Origin of the sequence: Olivibacter sp. 47 (assembly GCF_030372825.1) — a bacterium.
Classification (GTDB): domain Bacteria; phylum Bacteroidota; class Bacteroidia; order Sphingobacteriales; family Sphingobacteriaceae; genus Olivibacter; species Olivibacter oleidegradans.
The window spans coordinates 1,401,206-1,417,585 of the sequence record NZ_JAUCNR010000001.1; the positions used below are offsets into that span (position 1 = coordinate 1,401,206).

The 16,380-nt window shown below is 39.4% G+C and carries 13 protein-coding genes and 1 riboswitch; of the genes, 5 read left to right on the top strand and 8 right to left on the bottom strand.

The features are described 5' to 3' along the window. Positions 1 to 9 precede the first annotated feature (9 nt). On the bottom strand, positions 10 to 1,509 hold the full coding sequence (locus QT327_RS06260; RefSeq protein WP_130858587.1) for an NAD(P)H-hydrate dehydratase: 1,500 nt from the start codon (positions 1,507 to 1,509) through the stop codon (positions 10 to 12). Positions 1,510 to 1,678: 169 nt separating this feature from the next. Then, positions 1,679 to 4,000: a 5-methyltetrahydropteroyltriglutamate--homocysteine S-methyltransferase gene (gene metE / locus QT327_RS06265; protein WP_130858588.1), complete on the bottom strand. Its 2,322-nt coding sequence runs from the start codon at positions 3,998 to 4,000 to the stop codon at positions 1,679 to 1,681. A gap of 143 nt (positions 4,001 to 4,143) precedes the next feature. Next, positions 4,144 to 4,345, bottom strand: a riboswitch (cobalamin riboswitch). Positions 4,346 to 4,523: 178 nt separating this feature from the next. Between metE and QT327_RS06270 the strand changes: the two genes are divergently transcribed. Further along, positions 4,524 to 5,018 carry a cation:proton antiporter regulatory subunit gene (locus QT327_RS06270; RefSeq protein ID WP_013668451.1) on the top strand — a complete coding sequence of 165 codons (495 nt, stop codon included), beginning with the start codon at positions 4,524 to 4,526 and terminating at the stop codon, positions 5,016 to 5,018. 30 nt (positions 5,019 to 5,048) lie between these two features. After that, on the top strand, positions 5,049 to 6,317 hold the full coding sequence (locus QT327_RS06275; protein WP_130858589.1) for a cation:proton antiporter: 1,269 nt from the start codon (positions 5,049 to 5,051) through the stop codon (positions 6,315 to 6,317). 16 nt (positions 6,318 to 6,333) lie between these two features. Here the strand turns inward: QT327_RS06275 and QT327_RS06280 are convergent, their stop codons facing one another. The 5 genes from QT327_RS06280 to QT327_RS06300 form a co-directional block, all read right to left on the bottom strand. Then, positions 6,334 to 6,600 carry a hypothetical protein gene (locus tag QT327_RS06280; RefSeq protein ID WP_242627413.1) on the bottom strand — a complete coding sequence of 89 codons (267 nt, stop codon included), beginning with the start codon at positions 6,598 to 6,600 and terminating at the stop codon, positions 6,334 to 6,336. Positions 6,601 to 6,690: 90 nt separating this feature from the next. After that, positions 6,691 to 7,005: an MgtC/SapB family protein gene (locus QT327_RS06285; RefSeq protein ID WP_242627414.1), complete on the bottom strand. Its 315-nt coding sequence runs from the start codon at positions 7,003 to 7,005 to the stop codon at positions 6,691 to 6,693. Between the two features lie 9 nt (positions 7,006 to 7,014). Next, a complete protein-coding gene (locus QT327_RS06290) occupies positions 7,015 to 7,335 on the bottom strand; it encodes an iron-sulfur cluster assembly protein (protein ID WP_013668454.1) in 321 nt (106 codons plus the stop codon). Between the two features lie 11 nt (positions 7,336 to 7,346). Further along, positions 7,347 to 10,205, bottom strand: a complete 2,859-nt coding sequence (gene uvrA, locus QT327_RS06295; RefSeq protein ID WP_130858590.1) for an excinuclease ABC subunit UvrA — start codon at positions 10,203 to 10,205, stop codon at positions 7,347 to 7,349. Positions 10,206 to 10,425: 220 nt separating this feature from the next. After that, complete coding sequence (locus tag QT327_RS06300) at positions 10,426 to 11,220, bottom strand: lytic transglycosylase domain-containing protein (protein ID WP_013668456.1); 795 nt, start codon at positions 11,218 to 11,220, stop codon at positions 10,426 to 10,428. 211 nt (positions 11,221 to 11,431) lie between these two features. Between QT327_RS06300 and QT327_RS06305 the strand changes: the two genes are divergently transcribed. Beyond that, on the top strand, positions 11,432 to 12,697 hold the full coding sequence (locus QT327_RS06305; RefSeq protein WP_130858591.1) for a pseudouridine synthase: 1,266 nt from the start codon (positions 11,432 to 11,434) through the stop codon (positions 12,695 to 12,697). Between the two features lie 1,089 nt (positions 12,698 to 13,786). Continuing rightward, on the top strand, positions 13,787 to 15,217 hold the full coding sequence (gene dnaA, locus QT327_RS06310; RefSeq protein ID WP_013663329.1) for a chromosomal replication initiator protein DnaA: 1,431 nt from the start codon (positions 13,787 to 13,789) through the stop codon (positions 15,215 to 15,217). Positions 15,218 to 15,291: 74 nt separating this feature from the next. Here the strand turns inward: dnaA and QT327_RS06315 are convergent, their stop codons facing one another. Continuing rightward, positions 15,292 to 15,729, bottom strand: coding sequence for an Hsp20/alpha crystallin family protein (locus QT327_RS06315; protein WP_130858353.1), 438 nt, complete (start codon positions 15,727 to 15,729; stop codon positions 15,292 to 15,294). Positions 15,730 to 15,859: 130 nt separating this feature from the next. Between QT327_RS06315 and QT327_RS06320 the strand changes: the two genes are divergently transcribed. Beyond that, positions 15,860 to 16,306 carry an acyl-CoA thioesterase gene (locus QT327_RS06320; protein WP_130858352.1) on the top strand — a complete coding sequence of 149 codons (447 nt, stop codon included), beginning with the start codon at positions 15,860 to 15,862 and terminating at the stop codon, positions 16,304 to 16,306. Positions 16,307 to 16,380 lie beyond the last annotated feature (74 nt).

Genomic DNA, 16,380 nt, shown 5'->3' on the forward strand with positions numbered 1-16,380 from the left:
GATTTATGTCTATATCGACGACGAAAAATCCTCAATAACATTGGGGATTTTTTTTATCAAACAGCTTGCGGGTATTACACCCATGCCCTCTGCAGCTAATAGGTCTCCTGCTTTTCCATGTATAAAAACACCTAATATTGCAGCATCTGCTGCTTTATAACCCTGCGCCAATAAGGCTACTAAAATGCCCGTCAATACATCGCCCATACCGCCACTCGCCATAGCGGGATTTCCCGTAAAGTTAACCCATATCTTGCCATCAGGCAGAGCCACAAAGGTATATCGATTTTTTAGTACAATGATTAGTTTCCTCCTTGAAGCTTCTGTTCTTGCTTTTATGACACGATCCCACCAGTGATCACTATGTCCAAAAAGGCGGTCAAATTCTTTCATATGAGGTGTAAGGATTGTTTCCGCTTTTAATAGCGTCAGCAAGTTTTTATTTGCTGCCACTACATTTAACGCATCTGCATCCAACACGAGGGGGGGGAGATCATCTGCTAACAATTCGCTTAAACATCCCCTTATTTCCTCTCCCGTTCCTAAACCCGGGCCTATGCCTAATGACTTATACTTCCCTGTTCCTAATTCTGATAGTTTTGATCGGTCAAGTGCCATTACCTCGGGCAATCGAGTATTCAGGGCGCTTAATCCGCTTGACGGGATACAAACAGTAGTCAGCCCCGCTCCTGTATATAAACAAGCTTCAGCAGACAGCAATGCAGCTCCCATTGTATGCTCATTGCCAGCCAATATGCAGGCATGTCCATAGGTACCCTTATGACTAAAATTCTCTCGCACCTTTAAGCGAGAACGGATATCGTCATTCATAATCGAACAAAATTCAGTATCCAAGGAGGCCATAAAACCTTGGTGCAAACCGATATCCACCACATGGAAGCGTTTCAAAAACTTTCCGCTTTCGGGAAATAAGAAACTTATCTTAGGTGCTTGAAAAGTAATCACATCCTGCGCGATAATAACATTTTCGAAAGTCTCCATATTGCCTTCTGCAGGCATTCCGGTTGGAATATCGACCGAAACTACCACCTTTGCCTCTTTATTAATGTATCTAACAAGGGAACGCCAAGGATCAATTAGTGGCTTATTCAATCCTGAACCGAAAAGTGCATCAATCACAACGTCAGCTGTTATCGAAGGGAGCTGCTCAGCGGGAAATAATTCTTGAACTTGAATAGAATAGGTCAATAATCGTTTATAGTTGACCTCAAAGTCATCAGTTTTTTTATTATTATACCTAACTATCCATACCACAATATTGGTATAACCTCTTTCGAAAAGTAAACGAGCTATGGCTAGACCGTCTCCACCATTATTTCCCGTGCCACAGCAAATTATTACAGATGGGCGGTCTGTATATAAACTAACAAACTTATTCACAAAAGCCTCGGCTGCTCGTTCCATTAAATCAATGGACGAAACTGGTTCATTTATTATCGTATAAGCATCCACCTCCCGAATTTGAGAAGCTGTCAATAAATTTTGCATAGCGTAAGTTAACCAAAAAAAGTGGCATATTAAACATAGATAAATCCCTTATTATAGGAAACGTAATACGTTATCTATTAATAAGGGACTCATCAATATCCGTCGCTATTGAGGCTTATTTAGAAGAAAACAAGCTGCACAGCTCAAACTGAAAAAAGCCTATTCATTATTAAACGACTTCTATGACACCTCTGAGTGTTTTTGCAGCGTCCACCATTGCTTCCAGCGCTGCTTTTGTTTCCGGCCAAGCTCTTGTTTTTAGTCCACAGTCCGGATTTACCCATAATTGTTTAGGATTTATTACAGCCGATGCTTTGTCCATTAGCGAGATCATCTCCTCCTTACTTGGAATTCTCGGGGAATGGATGTCATAAACTCCCGGACCGATGTCATTTGGATAGTTAAAGTTAGCAAAAGCGTCCAGTAATTCCATTTGTGAACGAGACGTTTCGATAGTAATAACATCAGCATCCATAGCAGCGATGTCTGAAATAATGTCATTAAATTCAGAGTAGCACATATGAGTATGGATCTGGGTATCATCCTCGACACCAGCAGCAGTTAATCTAAAAGCTTTTACTGCCCAGTTTAAATAATCTCGTTGGTCTTTTTGACGCAAGGGCAGTCCTTCCCGAATAGCTGGCTCATCTATCTGTATTATCTTAATACCTGCGTGCTCCAATGCCAGTACTTCATCTCTTATGGCTAGTGCGATTTGAAAAGCAGTTTGCCAGCGAGGTTGATCATCTCTTACAAATGACCATTGTAGAATGGTGACCGGCCCCGTTAACATCCCTTTTACAGGCAGTCGAGTAATTGACTGGGCATAAGACGTCCAATATACCGTCATGTCTTTTGGTCGGCTAACATCACCAAATAAAACGGGCGGTTTTACGCAACGTGATCCGTAACTTTGCACCCATCCGTTCTTTGTGAAGGCATAGCCCTGTAATTGCTCGCCAAAATATTCAACCATATCATTCCTTTCGAACTCCCCATGTACCAAGACATCCAAACCGACCTGCTCTTGCCAGGCAATCGCCTCTTTTGTTTCTGCTCTAATTAGATTTTCGTATTCATCAATGGTGATTTCTCCTTTTTTAAATTTCGCCCGCCAGCCCCTCACTTCTTTTGTCTGCGGAAATGAACCGATGGTAGTGGTTGGATATAAGGGCAGGTTTAACGTTTCGAGCTGCTTTGCTTTTCGCTCCGCAAAAACGCTACGCCTGTTTGTATCTTTATCTGAAATTGCATTAACACGGTCTTTTACCTCTTGATGATGAATTAAGGCAGAAGTCTTACGCCGATTTTGCGAAACTTTGTTATCCTTAAATCGCTGAAGAACAGCTGTATCTTCATACTCGCTTCGTAACAAGGCCAGATCTTTTACTTCTTCCAATTTTTGTTTAGCAAAAGCAAGCCAGTCCTTCACTTCCAGTGGTAATGTCTCTTCATTATCCTCATAAGCCAAGTCACATGGAACATGTAACAGCGAACATGAAGGGGCAATCCATATCCGCTCCTTACCGATTTTCCGGATTGCTTTGTCAATCAGTGTGAGAGAGCGTTCATAATCATTTTTCCAAATATTTCGACCATCCACGACTCCTAAAGACAAAATAAGCTCGTTCGGTATGTTATCCAGCACTGCTTCGAGTTGATTTGCTGCCCTGACAAGATCTAAATGTAACGCATTAATAGGAAGTGACAAAGCGACCTCTAAATTATCATTTACTCCCTCGAAATAGGTTGCAATTAAAAGTTTAGTATCCCCGGCACTTTTAGCTAAACGCTTATAGACCTGCTGATATAACTTGCGAGCTTTATCAGGTAAATCCAATGCCAAAAAAGGTTCATCGAATTGAATCCATTTCACCCCATACTTTCGCAATCTCCCAATCACCTCTTCATAAACAGGCAGTAATGCCTCGATTAAATCTAAGCGATCGAAACCCGCTTCCTTTTCTTTACCCAATAGAAGATAAGTTATTGGCCCGATCAATACCGGTTTGGTATCGACACCCAATTGTTTCGCCTCGTAATATTCGTTGATAATTTTTTCCGAAAAAAGACTGAACTGCTGATTCTTTGTAAATTCCGGCACTAGGTAATGGTAATTGGTGTCAAACCATTTAGTCATTTCCATTGCAGTGACATCGATACCCTCATGTTGGAAACCTCTTGCCATAGCAAAATAGAGATCTAGTTCATGTTCCGAACTCTTATTTGCTGCAAGTCCGTGATACCGCGCAGGGATAGCCCCTACCATCAGTGTTGTGTCCAATACTTGATCATAGAAAGAGAAATCATTCGAAGGGATAAGATCTATTCCTATTTCCTTTTGAATTTTCCAATTAGTAGCGCGGATTTTAAGTCCTGCATCCAATAGCTCTTTTCTCGTAATCTTACCGCTCCAAAAGGCCTCACTTGCCTTTTTTAATTCCCGTTGGGCACCAATGCGCGGGTACCCTAAATTGTTTGTAAACAACATAGTTAAATAATTTAATGAATAACACTTGTTCTTTTTCAAAAACCCGCGGCTTGTAAAGAAGGAAGTTTAAGGCATAGTACGACAGGCTCCGATAAAGGAGTAGTATACTAAATGGGCCTCAACACAGCTTCTTCTCGCGAAAGCCTGTTGAAAATTCAATGGCAAGTCTCCTGGCTTGCATTCGTCCGTTTTACGTCTTCCCATTCTGGATTTTCCTGAACAGTGACTGTGGTATGTAAAACCTATCCCAAGAGGGAGAATGCTTACAGTTGCGCGACAGCCCATGATTTGCACATGGTTCCTTATTAATTCCCGTTAAGGGAAACCATTAAACGCTCAATCTGAGTATTACTTGATTAACAAGTCTCCAAACCTAAGATATTTTTAGTAACTTTGCAATTTGTTTACAAAGTATTCGACATAATAGGTAGACTACTACAATAATAAAATTTCCGCCAAACAGATAGTACAGGGTTGGCAATGGCGCCCAACTCATATATTGTTAACTAAATTAAGGATCAAAATGTCTATAGTTAGGGAAAGTGACTTACCTGGTATAGGTAAGAAATACCAAATTGAAACCGGAGCCGGTGATAACATGGTAGTGGTTATCCACGATGATGGTAATCGCGAGTTGTATCGTTTAGATGAGGAAGAGAATGAATCTAAATGTGTAATGACACTAAATGATGAGGAGTCTCGTCAAGTAGCAGGTATTATAGGTGGTTTATCTTACAAACCCAAGGCTCTTGAGACGATGGAGTTAGCAGTTAATGATCTTGTTATTGAATGGTATAAAATCGAAGAAAAGGCAGTCATTAATCAACAAACTATCGGACAATTAGGCGTTAGGCAAAAAACCGGGGCTTCTATTATTGCAGCGATTAAAAATGAAGACAGCGTAATAAACCCAGGTCCTGACTATTTAATAACACCCGGTACTACGTTAGTGGTTGCTGGAAAGCGGAGTAATATAAAAGCGTTAAAAGAATTATTAAAAAGCTATCAAGTTGTATAGTTAACCTTATAGGAAAACCCATGTGAAAGTATGCATACAGAAACCCTGATCTTAGAAATTGGAATAGCCGTTGGACTTGTTGCTTTAGTAGGTCTATTAGCCAATAAACTGCGTTTTTCAGTTATACCTTTCTTTATTTTGATTGGCATGGCCTTGGGAGAACACGCACCAACAATCGGTTTAATCGATTTGCAATTCACTGAAAGCAAACCCTTTATCGATTTCATGGGCAGATTAGGTGTTTTGTTTTTACTTTTCTATCTAGGTCTTGAGTTTTCAGTTGGACGGCTCATAAAATCGGGAAAAGCAATTGTATCCGGCGGATCAATCTATGTGTTTCTAAATTTTGTTTCCGGTTTATTAGTGGGGTGGATGATGAATTTACCTTTTGCGGAAATGATGATTCTATGCGGCATCATGACCAGCTCGTCCACAGCAATTGTTGCAAAAGTGTTGACAGACTTAAAGCGAACCGCAAACCCGGAAACGGAGGTTATTATGGGTATGATCATGTTTGACGACTTGTTTATAGCCATGCATATCTCTTTTCTTTCCGGTTTGGTTCTAACCGGTGGTGGCTCATTTTGGACCGTAGCCAGCACCTCCTTACTAGCACTTGCCTTCATTCTGCTTTTTTTGGTTCTCGGAAGGAAGGTGATCCCTTATATCGATAAGGTACTAAATGTTAAATCGGGCGAACTATTTATACTGATAATTTTCTCACTTCTATTCTTAGTTGCTGGCTTTTCGGAAACAATTCACGTTGCTGAAGCGATTGGGGCGCTGATGGCAGGCCTCGTTCTTGCTGATTCTCAATATATTAAACGAATAGAACAAATCGTATTGCCATATAAAGACTATTTTGGTGCGATGTTCTTCTTTAGCTTCGGTTTATCCATTGATCCTTTTTCCCTTGGAGGCGCCGTCATGTGGGGAGCTATAGCTGCATTGATAACTATCTTCGGAAATCTCGCCTCTGGTTATTTTGCTTCACATTTTGCTGGGTTGAAAAAGAAAACTTCTTTTGATATTGGCTTTACCTTATCTGCTAGAGGAGAGTTTTCCATTATCATGGCTAACATAGGCAAAGCGGGAGGGCTTAATCCGATTATCCAGTCTTTTGTGGTCGTATACGTGCTAATTCTAGCTATCGTTGCTCCAATATTAACCAAAGAATCCAGAAATATCTGGCATGGAATATTTGGAGGAGGATTATATGCGAAGGATAAGCAACCAGCGAAAACGCTTGAGGCATTAGAAGCGAAGAGTGCGGAGCAAGTACAGGTAGAAGATAAATAACCTACAAATATTATTATTATTTTCTCCAAGCAATCTCTTTGATGGAACTATGATGTTGAATTTTGTCTATGGCAGCCAAGATCTCTTTGTCTTTCTGCCCCTGAAACCCAATTTCAATAGTGATCTCATTATTAGCCTTATCAAAAAACAAATTGGCCAGCTTTAATTGCTCCGTATCTAACCATTCGTCAACGAATCTCATCGGATTGGTATCGTTGGTAAGCGTTAAACGTAGGATACGAGGTGCATAACGTTGTACAAGTCGCTTTTCTAGCGGTTGCAAAACCCACAATATAATAAGAACAAAGATTGTTGCAATTAGCGCGGCAAAATACATGCCACCACCGCAGGCCAAACCAATTCCGGCAACGGTCTATAATCCTGAGGCTGTCGTAAGCCCCTTCACAATGCCCTGTTTTAGAAACATAATGGTGCCTGCACCTAAGAAACCTATACCGCTCACTACCTGAGCCGCGACACGAGAAGGATCTAAAGTTACATGCCCTGTTTTGAGAATATCCGAAAAACCGAAAGACGACACCATCATCATCAAAGAAGCGCCAAGACAGACCATCATATGGGTGCGCATACCCGCAGCCCAATTCTTACGCTCGCGCTCTAATCCCACAGCAGCGCCAAATGCAGCTGCCAGCACAAGACGTATAACGGTTTCCTGATAGGATAACATAAAACATTTTTACATAAATCCCAACTCCAATCGAGCTTCCTCACTCATCATACTTTTATCCCATTTAGGCTCGAACGTAAGCTCCACAAGAGCATTCTTTACTCCCTCCACCTTCGCTACCTTTCGTTGCACTTCATCCAACAACTCACCTGCAACCGGACAGGCTGGTGCTGTAAGCGTCATAACTATTTTAGCCGTCCCATCCTCTTTGGTAATAATCTCGTAGACAAGTCCTAGCTCACATATATTAACAGGAATCTCAGGATCGAAAACTGTTTCTAACTCTGACTTGATTTTATCCGCTATTCCAAGTTTATCTAAAACTATCATGTTATATCGAATTATTTAGCAATACTCTCTTTGACGCTTTCCAGAAGCTCTGTTTTAAGAAAACGAGCCGTCTCACTCTTCTTATTTTTCACCATCTCCTCAGGCGTTCCGCTAAAAAGAATTTTTCCCCCACCCGCTCCACCTTCAGGGCCTAAATCTATAATCCAGTCCGAAACCTTAATAACGTCTAAATTATGCTCTATAACCAGAACGGTATTACCCCGATCTACTAATCGATTTAAAACACCCAACAGAACGTTAACGTCTTCGAAGTGTAGTCCTGTTGTGGGTTCATCAAGTATATAGAATGTATTCCCGGTATCTTTCTTTGATAATTCAGTTGCTAATTTTACCCGTTGTGCCTCACCTCCGGATAAAGTTACGGAAGATTGTCCTAAAGTGAGATATCCCAGGCCAACATCTTGCAATGTTTTGATTTTCCGATAAATTGCAGGAATTGACTCAAAAAACGGAACAGCTTCGTCAATACTCATATCTAGCACATCGCTGATAGATTTTCCTTTATATCTTACTTCGAGCGTTTCCCTATTATAACGTTTTCCATTACATCCTTCACATGGTACTTGTACATCCGGCAAAAAATTCATTTCAATCACCTTCATTCCGGCTCCCTGACAAACTTCGCAACGTCCACCTTTAACATTGAATGAAAATCTACCTGGCTTATATCCACGAATTTTAGCTTCAGGAAGCTGAACAAATAGACTTCGAATGTCTGAAAATACGCCAGTATACGTTGATGGATTTGACCGAGGTGTCCGGCCTATTGGAGTCTGATCTATTTCGATTACTTTATCAATATGCTCTAAGCCCTCAATCTTCGCATAAGGCATCGGAGTCTTTTTTGCCCTAAAAAAATGGTGGTTAAGAATTGGATAAAGAGTTTCCGTAATTAAAGTTGATTTACCACTTCCTGACACACCAGTAACCGAAATCAACGTTCCCAATGGAAAATCTACTGAAACATTTTTTAAATTGTTGCCCGTAGCCCCTCTTAAGCGTAAATGAAAGCCATTGCCTGTTCTTCTATTTTTCGGTACACGGATTTGCTTTGTGCCATTTAAATATGCGGCGGTTAACGTATCAGCTTCTTTAATCTGCGTAGGCTTCCCTTGTGCAACGACCACCCCGCCATTGAGGCCGGCCGCGGGGCCCATATCGATAACATAATCAGCTTCTAATATCATATCCTTATCGTGCTCCACAACAAGCACTGAATTACCGATGTCGCGAAGATCTTTTAATGCATTAATTAGACGCGCATTATCTCGTTGGTGCAAACCAATGCTCGGCTCGTCCAGAATATATAGTACATTAACTAACTGTGATCCTATTTGAGTAGCCAAACGTATCCTCTGTGCCTCCCCACCAGATAGCGTTTTTGCAGTACGATCCAACGTAAGATAACCTAAACCAACGTTTAACAGAAAATTCAAACGATTAATGATTTCTTTTAAAATTTCCTCGGCTATCACGATCTGACGTTCATTTAGTTTCTCTTTTAAAGAAGAAAACCAAGAGCTAAGCGCTACAACATCCATATTTGCCAGTTCGGATATGTTCTTATTAGCAAGCTTGAAATGAAGAGATTCTTTTTTTAGTCGTGCACCACTGCAAGCTGGACATTTCTTCATCACCCTGAAAAGTTCAATGTCTTCCGTTTTCCGTTCAGATTGTTCTTCCAGTAGTTTAAATATTCCGTCAAAGGTTATCTTGTATTCTTTAACATTCCACTTGTTATAGGCAACGGGCACTGTTATTAAATCAGGCGAACCATTTAACAATATGTCCAACTGTTCTTCTGTAAGCTTATTTAGAGGCTCAGACAATGAAAACTCATATTTCTTGGCAACAGCCTTTAACTGCTGAAAGGTCCAATTGTCTTTATACTCTCCCAGCGGAGCTATTCCTCCTTTAAGAATGCTTAATTTTGGGTTAGGTATAACGGACTCCTTGTCGATTTCAAACACATAACCTAGACCGTCGCATTGGTCACAGGCACCATACGGCGAATTAAAAGAAAAAGTGTTGGGCTGTGGCTCATCATAAGAAATGCCACTTTCCGGATCCATTAAGTAACGACTAAAGAAATATTCATTATTATCTTGGTCACTCAGCTTTATGATTCCTTTGGCTGCTTTCATAGCCTGTTGAATAGATGCTTGAAGCCGCTTTCTCTCTTGCTCACTAATCGTCAACCGATCGATAACCATTTCGATATCATGAATCTTGTATCGATCAACCTGCATTTTAGGTACTAAATCCATCATCTCACCGTCAACTCTCACTTTAACAAAGCCTTGTTTGCGAATCTGCTCAAACAGTTCTCTATAATGCCCTTTTCGGCCTTTTACTAAAGGGGCCAAAATATTCACGGCTTGCCCATCAAATTGTGTTAATATTCTTGTAATAATCTGATCTTCGGACATCCGTTCCATTTTACGGCCCGTAACATATGAATATGCTTCGCCAATACGGGCATACAGTAATCGCATAAAATCATATATTTCAGTAATAGTGCCAACTGTAGACCGCGGATTTTTACTGGTTGTTTTCTGCTCGATTGCAATTACAGGACTTAGACCAGCAATTTTGTCTACATCAGGGCGTTCCATGCCCCCCATAAATTGCCTACTGTAAGCACTAAAAGTCTCCATATAACGCCGCTGTCCCTCGGCGTAAATTGTATCAAATGCAAGTGACGATTTACCACTTCCGCTTAAACCTGTTATTACTACCAGCTCGTTCCGTGGTATCACAACGTCTATATTCTTTAGATTGTGAACACGCGCGCCAAAAACTTCAAGTTCACTTTGCTCTCCTAAATCAGGTGTATTCCGATTACTCATGTATAAAAAAGGATATAAATTGTGAATCTGTCAAGGGATAATCGCTGATGCTTTTATTTAGTATTTTTAACCTCTCCTCAACAGCCAAAGCATAGTACAAACTTAGGTAAATTACTTCGATATACAATCAAAGCTACGTCAATACTAATCATTTTTGCTAAAAAAATTAACAAAAAAAGTCACAGCATAAGCTGCGACTTTTTTATATCAGCGTAATAAGCTACAGCCGATCGGAATGTCCCTCGCTTTCATGGTTGGCATCAAGCGCAAGTTTTGAGTTTGGGCTGCTGACACCCTTATATCCGTAGCTTGTTGGGTTTTCAATAACCTCTTTCGTAGAAATTAGTTTATAAACGTAATTAGCTGTCTCTTTATTCAGCTTCAGTTTATAGTAATCTTCCTCGTTCTGTCGACGGATAGTCTTTCTAAGGCTCCCTCCTCCTACATTATAAGCCGCAGCTACGAGTGTCCAGTTTCCAAAATCTTTATATAAGACTTTCAAATACTTGCATGCTGCCTCAGTAGACTTTTCTACGTCAAGGCGCTCATCGAAGGACGGTCCAACTTTTAATCCGAAAGCCTTCGCGGTAGCTGGCATAAATTGCCATAGACCTGCCGCTCCTTTGTGTGAGGTGCCTTCGATCAACCCACTTTCGACAAGTGGCAAATACTTGAAGTCTTCTGGGATTCCGTATGCGCGAAGAATAGGTTCAATTTTTGGGAACCATGCTTTCGCATTCTTGTGAAGTTTGTGAGTCTTAAGTCGCTCAAAGGAGTGTGCTTTTAAAGAACGCTTAATCTTTCGTTCAACATTTTCATCTCCTACTGGAAGATATTCATCTGCAAAATTTAAGCTCGCAAATAAAGATCTCTTACTTTTTGACCCACTTTTTGTACTTGCTGGTATGGCGTTATAAGTTCGATGCTCAACTACAGGCCGGCTGTAAATAAACATTTTTGAAAGAACTAAAACAACTAAAACCACCACGCTTGTACATAGGTGTTTTTTTATCATTTTTTACCTTTCTGTTTTGGTTATGCAAAAAAGCGCAGCAAATATAAAAATTATTTCCTTACAATACAAACACTTACAAAACACACCTTGATTATGTGAAATTTTATACGTATAATATAAGTCTAATATTTTGGTAAAATTCACATTCAAAGTACTTTAATACTCATTATTTTGAGTACCTTTGCGAGATAATTTTACGGATAAAATAATTATGCCATTCAGCAACAAAAGGAACAGTCGAGATGACAAATCCGCTTATTCAAGACGTTCTTCTTCAAGGAACGACACCAGGAACAGTCGAGATGACAAGTCCCCCTATGTAAAACGTTCTTCTTCGAGGGATGAAGACAGGAATCAACGAAGCGATAAACCTTATTCTACGCGTTCGTTCTCACAAAGCGATAACAACAAAGAATTTAGAGACAAAGAGGAAAAATCGGCCTTTTCAAAAAAATCGAATTACGGAAGTCAAAAACACAAAAGGGACGACCGATCTTCCAGTACAAATCAAACGAACAAAACAGATAGATATAATAAACAAGAAAGGTCCTATTCGGGAACTAGAAGAAACACAAGAGACGAACGGCCTTACTCGTCGGACAGGAAAAATCAAAATACGAGGTTTAAGTCTGACAACAATTTTGCTGAGGGATCAAGGTATCGTTCCGATGAAAAAATGGGTAACCGATCTTATGGCAACACAAAGCGTGATAAATTTAAATCCAACGAACAGCGCTTTTCAAAAGAAAGAGAAGAAAATGGTTTAATCAGGCTTAACCGCTATATTGCGAATTCAGGTGTTTGTTCACGCCGAAAGGCGGACGAACTCATACAGGCAGGAGTTGTGACAGTGAACGGTGTGGTTGTTACGGAATTAGGCACAAAGGTCGATGCTGCGAAAGATGAAATAAGATATAATGGTGAGAAGTTGAAAAGGGAAAAAATGGTGTATGTGCTTCTGAACAAGCCTAAAGACTATATTACCACAACTGATGATCCACAAGAAAGAAAAACGGTGATGCATTTGGTTGAAAAGGCCTCAAGAGAGCGGATTTATCCTGTAGGTCGATTAGACAGAAATACGACAGGCCTTCTGCTTTTGACAAACGATGGTAATCTGGCAGAGAAGCTCTCTCATCCGAGAAACAACATCATGAAAATATATCATGTGGAGCTAAATAAGAGCTTAACCCAGGGAGATTTCAACAAAATAGGCTATGGGGTTGAACTAGAAGATGGCTTCATTAAACCCGATGAAGTAAGTTATATTCAAGGAGCAAGTAAACGGGAAATTGGGATACAGATTCATAGTGGTAGAAATAGAATCGTGCGGCGCATATTTGAATCTTTAGGCTATGATGTTATAAAACTAGATCGTGTAATATATGCGAACCTAACTAAAAAAGATTTACCAAGAGGCCGTTGGAGGTATCTAGAAGAAAAAGAAATTATCCAGCTAAAGCATTTTATTAAATAATTCAATTTTGCGCATAAAAAGAAAGGGCGCTTATCATACTAATAAGCGCCTTTTTATATTTAAAAAAATCTCATTCCTTCCCGTTACGATTTCTTTAGTTAACACTGATTCCTTTTTTACAAGGAAATTCCTTAGAAAAGCAATTATTACAGCATTGGCATCAATTCCGTGCCGATCCTTTTTTCCTTTATAATCAACTGGGAAAGGATTTTCAGGTTAATAAATTCAAGTCCTGCCACATGGGAAGTTTCTCCGCAGCCGACGGTAACTTTGACGGCTTACGATAAGCTGCTCCGACATGATTACAACTCCGCCGTTCCCGCAAATGTTTCACGCCCCGGACAACAGCTTTTTTTACAACAAACTGGAAATCAAATCGTTTTTTTTCCTCCCGCTATGCAAGCTTTGAATATGGATTCATTCATAAATCGCATAACTTAGAACCTGCCGTATCTTATCCTTTACTCCTTTCGTTATTTGATGCACCATTTGTACTTACGCGATCTACAGACCATGCGGGAAGGCAGCGCCGAAAAAAGATCTAGCTCCATTTAGGGGTACTATGAATAGATTCATAACACCTTTTATAGTACTAGACAAGTAAGCTCTGTTAAATGACATTTAAATAGCATGATAATTGTCCGCTGCGATTGATAGCCAATCTTATCGCCTATATATAATAGTCACTCATTTTTTAAACTGCTTCATAAACTCCCTTATCGAACAGCGGGACAAAAGAAAAAGCTAATTTAAATTTTTATTTTTTTTTAGGATTAATTTGAGAAATTTATGGCAGACATAGAACCCTCACCGAAGGGAATTCAACTATCATTTTTTACCAAAAAAAAAGCACAAAAACATGGGTGAAAAAAAACCACACTTTATCTGGTTGTGGAAAAATTTCACATTCCAAAAAACAAGTATAGATAAACAGCATATAAACGATATAATAAACTATAAAACAATCAGTTAAAACATTATTTAAATTTTAATTTTTTAGTTGTTTTTTTTTGTGAACTTCGACTCTCCGATAGGTTATTAACATTTTAACCTTCGATTATTGATAATCAGAATATTAGAATTTACGGTATGGAAAAAACGAGTACAAGTGTATGGAATAGCTGTCTAGAAATCATCAAAGATAACATTCCGGCTCAAAGCTTCAAGACATGGTTCGAACCAATATCGGCTTTGCGTTTGGAAGGAAACGTATTAACCATACAGGTACCCAGTTTATTTTTTTACGAATGGTTGGAGGAACACTATGTTGGCTTATTGCGAAAAACGGTAAAGAAGCAATTAGGAGAGAATGGTCGACTAGAATATAACATTGTTGTAGAAAAGTCATCGAATAAAAACATACCTTATACAACAAACATGCCCTCTAATGGGAATGGCGCAGAAGGCAAAAAACAATCTATCCCCGTACCTGTTGCACTCAATAAAGATATAAAGAATCCATTTGTTATCCCCGGGTTAAAAAAGCTTCAAGTCGACCCACAACTTAACCAAAATTATACATTTGATAATTTTATCGAAGGCGACTGTAACCGCCTGGCACGATCAGCAGGTTTTGCGGTAGCTAGCAAACCTGGTGGAACCTCTTTTAATCCACTCATGATATATGGTGGCGTCGGTTTGGGAAAAACGCACCTTGCCCAAGCTATAGGAAATGAAGTAAAGCGTCATATGCCAGACAAGTTGGTCATCTATGTCTCCTGTGAAAAGTTTTGTCAACAATTTGTTGATTCCTTAAAAAACAACACGATCAATGATTTTGTCAACTTCTATCAGGCAATGGATGTGATTATCATGGATGACGTGCACAATTTTGCAGGAAAAGATAAAACTCAAGATATTTTCTTTCATATTTTCAATCACCTTCACCAATCAGGCAAACAGATCATACTCACATCGGATAAAGCGCCCAAGGATTTAGCTGGATTAGAAGAGCGGCTGTTAAGTCGTTTCAAGTGGGGACTTTCGGCCGATATGCAAGTACCCGATTTAGAGACGAGAATGGCCATCCTCAAGAAAAAAATGTATGCAGATGGTATTGAACTCCCCTATGAAGTAGTGGAATATGTGGCTAACAATATTGACAACAACGTCCGTGAGCTTGAAGGGGCAATGGTTTCGCTACTAGCGCAAGCGACATTGAACAAAAAAGAAATAGACCTGAATTTAGCCAAGTCAATGCTAAAGAATTTCATCAAGAATTCGCATAAAGAAATCTCTATTGACTACATACAGAAACTAGTTTGTGAATATTTTGAAGTTCCTGTAGAGATGGTTAAATCAAAAACCAGAAAACGAGAAATCGTTCAGGCGAGACAAATTTCTATGTATCTTGCCAAGAATCACACTAAAACTTCTCTTAAATCAATTGGGGCTTACTTCGGTGGCCGTGACCATTCTACCGTGATATACGCCTGCCAAACGGTAGAGGATTTAATAGATACTGATAAAAAATTTAAAGCTTACGTGCAGGACATTCAGAAAAAGCTTAAAATGAGTTAAAAACCTTCTGAACGAAAATGCGAATAAAATAACAAAAGGCCGTATAGGCCTTTTGTTATTTTATTCGCATCAACTTACTTTACCGAAATTTCCTTTACAACCGGTTTCACTTCTTCTTTCTTTGCTACAGTTAACGTCAGCACACCATCTTTGAAATTAGCCTCGATCTTATTCACATCTACACTCTCTGGCAGAGTAAAGGAACGTTTAAAAGAGCTATAACTAAACTCTTTGCGGCTATATTGCTTCGCTTCATCTAAACTCTCTGCCTTATGCTCGCCACTAACAGCTAAAACATCCTTTTCTACACTAATTTTAAAATCTTCTTTACTAAATCCAGGTACCGCAAATTCAACATGAAAACCCTCCGCTGACTCAGAAACGTTTACGGCAGGGAACTTCGATAAGCTACGACCGGATCCATCATAAAACAGATTGTCAATTAAATTACTTACCCATGGATCAAAGGTTTTAACACGGTTATTCGTATCAATAAATCTTGAAATGTTCATTATATTGTCCTCCTAATTATTACTTTTTATTTGACAAACTTTGTTCAAATTGGATACCAACAGAAACAAATAATGCGAAATCAGAAACAATAAGACATTTTGTCATTTAAATCCATCAAATAACGACAATATGACAGAAAATCAATTAGCCAATTTTGCGTTCTCAACATCAATTCAGATCCGCTTTGTTGATCTTGATGCCTTTAGGCATGTCAATAATGCTAACTACCTCACCTATTGTGAAATTGCGCGTACTATTTATTGGAACCAAAAGATTAAATGGAACTGGAATACAATCGGCGTGATTATCGCGCGTGCGGAAGTTGATTATTTGAGTCCTTTAACGCTCAAAAATAATCTGCGCGTATATATAAGAACATCAAAAGTGGGAAATAAAAGTTTCGAACTGGAGTATCTTATGATCTCGAAACGAAATGGGAAGCTAACGACACATGCCAAGGCAAAAACTGTATGTGTATGTATCGATTACAGAAGCAACGAAACAGTTTTGATCCCAAAGAAGCAAAAGAAACTGATGCTGCAAGAGCTTAATCACTTTGTTAATAAAGGGTCATAAAGCCATAGCACTTCGAAAAAACACTGATTTCCTGTATCTTTGTAAACAAGTATTCAAATTTCAAAAGGAAAGCG

What these genes read in the sequence shown, in the direction of transcription:
- QT327_RS06305 (WP_130858591.1), top strand. Translation starts at nt 11,432, where the DNA reads ATGCCATTCAGCAACAAAAGGAACAGTCGAGATGACAAATCCGCTTAT.
- QT327_RS06315 (WP_130858353.1), bottom strand. Translation starts at nt 15,729, where the DNA reads ATGAACATTTCAAGATTTATTGATACGAATAACCGTGTTAAAACCTTT.
- metE (WP_130858588.1), bottom strand. Translation starts at nt 4,000, where the DNA reads ATGTTGTTTACAAACAATTTAGGGTACCCGCGCATTGGTGCCCAACGG.
- QT327_RS06320 (WP_130858352.1), top strand. Translation starts at nt 15,860, where the DNA reads ATGACAGAAAATCAATTAGCCAATTTTGCGTTCTCAACATCAATTCAG.
- QT327_RS06270 (WP_013668451.1), top strand. Translation starts at nt 4,524, where the DNA reads ATGTCTATAGTTAGGGAAAGTGACTTACCTGGTATAGGTAAGAAATAC.
- QT327_RS06275 (WP_130858589.1), top strand. Translation starts at nt 5,049, where the DNA reads ATGCATACAGAAACCCTGATCTTAGAAATTGGAATAGCCGTTGGACTT.
- QT327_RS06285 (WP_242627414.1), bottom strand. Translation starts at nt 7,005, where the DNA reads ATGTTATCCTATCAGGAAACCGTTATACGTCTTGTGCTGGCAGCTGCA.
- QT327_RS06300 (WP_013668456.1), bottom strand. Translation starts at nt 11,220, where the DNA reads ATGATAAAAAAACACCTATGTACAAGCGTGGTGGTTTTAGTTGTTTTA.
- QT327_RS06290 (WP_013668454.1), bottom strand. Translation starts at nt 7,335, where the DNA reads ATGATAGTTTTAGATAAACTTGGAATAGCGGATAAAATCAAGTCAGAG.
- dnaA (WP_013663329.1), top strand. Translation starts at nt 13,787, where the DNA reads ATGGAAAAAACGAGTACAAGTGTATGGAATAGCTGTCTAGAAATCATC.
- uvrA (WP_130858590.1), bottom strand. Translation starts at nt 10,205, where the DNA reads ATGAGTAATCGGAATACACCTGATTTAGGAGAGCAAAGTGAACTTGAA.
- QT327_RS06260 (WP_130858587.1), bottom strand. Translation starts at nt 1,509, where the DNA reads ATGCAAAATTTATTGACAGCTTCTCAAATTCGGGAGGTGGATGCTTAT.